Raw genomic sequence first — 2,546 nt, 5'->3', positions numbered from 1 at the left:
GGTCTCTCACCGCCTCTCGATATACCCAGCGCCTCGTGGCGCACAGCTCCGCTGTGAAAAACGCAGATGCGGCCTTCAACACCTCGTTGGCCCTGCGTAATTCCGCATTCTCACGTTTGAGCTTGCGGATCTCGGCGTGCTCAGAGCTGCTCGTGCCGGGACGTTCACCGGCATCGACCTGAGCCTTGCGGCGCCACCGGCGCACCGACTCCTCCGAGATGCCAAGTTTGCTCGCCACAGACTTGATGGCCTCGAACTCAGAAATATCCGAGGCTTCCATCATCGTGTCCAACAACCGCAACGCACGCTGCCGGAACTCGGCGGAATACTGACGGGGCATAGCTTCCAATCCTCCTATGAAGATCGGAACAAAACCCGGGGTACTTCACAAGGGGTTGTTGGCACTGGATGGGGCGCAGCGAGGGTCCGGTAGAGTTGCTGGCTGATGTAACGCTTGAGGGAACGCATGATCTCTTTGGTGGTCCGGCCTTCGGCGTGACATTCCCCCGAGACCGTGGAGGCATCAGCTATAAGGGGTGGCGATGTCAGAGAAACGGAAGAAGTACGACCGGGAGTTCCGTGAGGGGGCTGTGCGGATCGTGCGTGAGACGGGTAAGTCGATCGCCCAGGTCGCGCGGGACCTGGGGATCCACGAGGGCACGCTGGGCAACTGGGTTGCCCGGGACCGCGAGGCCCGGAGGGCGGTGGGGAGTTGACCCGCGACGATCTCGAGTCGGAGCATGGGTGCGCATCCGGACGATCACCACGGTAGTCAGTGCTCTATTGAGTCGTCGATCTCCACCGCGGTTGAGCCTGTGTCGCAGTGTTTTTCCCGACGAGGCGGGTATTGGGCAGGTTCCTCCCAGTGCGGCGAAAGCCGCCTCGGAGCGCACCCGTCCGGGGTGCGCCCATGCCGTTAGCACGGATGCGGCGACCACCGAGCCGACACCGGGAAGCTCACGTAGTTCCGGAGTGTCGACGGCGGCTGAAATTTGACCCCCTGGCGGCAAGTGAAAATTGACCCCTGCCGGTGGTTGGTTGGTGATTATTCCTCAGTGGTGGTGGCCGCGGGGGGTGTGCGGCCGAGGTCGCGGTCTTTGAGTCGGTAGCTGTCTCCTTTCAGGGTGATGACTTCGGCGTGGTGCACGAGGCGGTCGATCATGGCGGCGGCCACGACGTCATCGCCGAATACCTCGCCCCAGCGGCCGAAGGCCTTGTTGGAGGTGACGATCAGGCTGGCGCGTTCATAGCGGACGGAGACTAGTTGGAAGAACAGGTTGGCGGCCTCGGGTTCGAACGGGATGTATCCGACCTCGTCGATGACGATGAGCGGATAGCGTCCGAGTCGGGTCAGTTCGGCGTGGATTCGTCCGGCTTGGTGGGCTTCGGCCAATCGTGCGACCCATTCGGCGGCGGTGGCGAACAGGACGCGGTGGCCGGCCTGACACGCCCTGATCGCCAGCCCGATGGCCAGGTGCGTTTTGCCGGTCCCGGGTGGGCCGAGGAAGACGATGTTGTCGCGGGCGGTGACGAAATCCAGGGTTCCGAGGTGGGCGATCGTGTCGCGTTTGAGTCCGCGGGCGTGATCGAAGTCGAACTCTTCCAACGACTTCCGCGCTGGGAATCGGGCAGCCCGGATGCGTCCTTCACCGCCGTGGGATTCTCGTGCTGAGACTTCGCGTTGCAGACAAGCCGCGAGGTACTCCTCATGGGTCCAGTTTTCTGCCCGTGCGCGTTCGGCCAACCGGGCGATCGAATCCCGCAGCGTCGGCGCCTTCAATGCGCGGGTCAGATAGGCTAGCTCGGCGCTCACGTCACGGCCGGCGGCAGCGGTGGTCTTGCCAGCGGCCATCAGGCGGCGCCGCCGTCGATATCCACCCCGAACGCGACGTCATAGGACGACAGGTCGCGCACCGCCACTTCGGACTCCAACGGTGACGGTGGGGTCTGTATATGTCTGCGCCGCAACACCTTTGCTGCTTCAACGTGTGCCGGATCAGAGATCGTTTGATGCGTGGCCCAGATCCGGTCGTGTTCGGCGACGGTTTGCCCGTCGCAGAACGCCTGCACCCGATCGAGGTCGGCACGCACCAGTACCCGCCGGCCGACCGCGGCGGGATGCACCGAGTAGTCGTTGCCGTCGAGACGGATGTAGTGATCGCGCGGCAACCGCAACGACGAACTCCAGCCCACCGCTGGCGCTACGGGCGGCAGCGCGAGCATCGCCGCCTGATCCGCTCCGATGCGATCACTCGGAGCGCAGCCCAGGGCGCGGCGTGTGCGGGTGTTGGCCACGGCCAGCCAGTCGGCCAGCTGGGTGTTGAAGTCTGCCGGCGAGACGAACGTCCGCCCCGGCAGGAACGAGCGCTCCAGATAGTCGTGGGAGCGTTCGATGAGGCCCTTGGCTTCCGGGTCGGCCGGCCGGCAGACGATGACCTTGCTGGCCAACACACCTCGAAAAGCCTGACACTCCTTGGTCAGCTCGATCCGTCCGCCTGTTGACCGTCTCTCTGGATGGCTATCACGGGGTGGCCATTCGTCATTGA

4 protein-coding genes and 1 pseudogene are annotated in these 2,546 nt (G+C 64.2%); 1 reads left to right on the top strand and 4 read right to left on the bottom strand.

Features of this window, described 5'->3' with window-relative positions; genetic code table 11:
• Positions 1 to 340: transposase (locus EB75_RS21380; RefSeq protein ID WP_142239745.1), on the bottom strand; the 340-nt coding region annotated here is incomplete at its 3' end.
• A 202-nt stretch (positions 341 to 542) separates the two neighbouring features.
• On the opposite strand from EB75_RS21380, the gene EB75_RS21375 reads away from it, so the two are divergent.
• On the top strand, positions 543 to 716 hold the full coding sequence (locus EB75_RS21375) for a transposase (protein WP_073697279.1): 174 nt from the start codon (positions 543 to 545) through the stop codon (positions 714 to 716).
• A gap of 12 nt (positions 717 to 728) precedes the next feature.
• On the opposite strand, the pseudogene EB75_RS21370 reads toward EB75_RS21375, so the two are convergent.
• The 3 genes and pseudogenes from EB75_RS21370 to EB75_RS21360 form a co-directional block, all read right to left on the bottom strand.
• Positions 729 to 965, bottom strand: a pseudogene (locus EB75_RS21370) (transposase); the annotation flags it as partial.
• An 80-nt stretch (positions 966 to 1,045) separates the two neighbouring features.
• The gene (gene istB, locus EB75_RS29750; RefSeq protein WP_073697278.1) at positions 1,046 to 1,852 is read right to left on the bottom strand and encodes an IS21-like element helper ATPase IstB; all 807 of its coding nucleotides are present in this window, start codon (positions 1,850 to 1,852) and stop codon (positions 1,046 to 1,048) included.
• The coding region (locus EB75_RS21360) for a Mu transposase domain-containing protein (RefSeq protein ID WP_142239744.1) at positions 1,852 to 2,546 on the bottom strand (695 nt) is incomplete at its 5' end. The genes EB75_RS21360 and istB, both read right to left, overlap by 1 nt.

The organism is Mycobacterium sp. ST-F2, assembly GCF_001905655.1.
Taxonomy (GTDB): Bacteria; Actinomycetota; Actinomycetes; order Mycobacteriales; family Mycobacteriaceae; genus Mycobacterium.
This window is presented reverse-complemented; position numbering and strand designations above follow the sequence as displayed.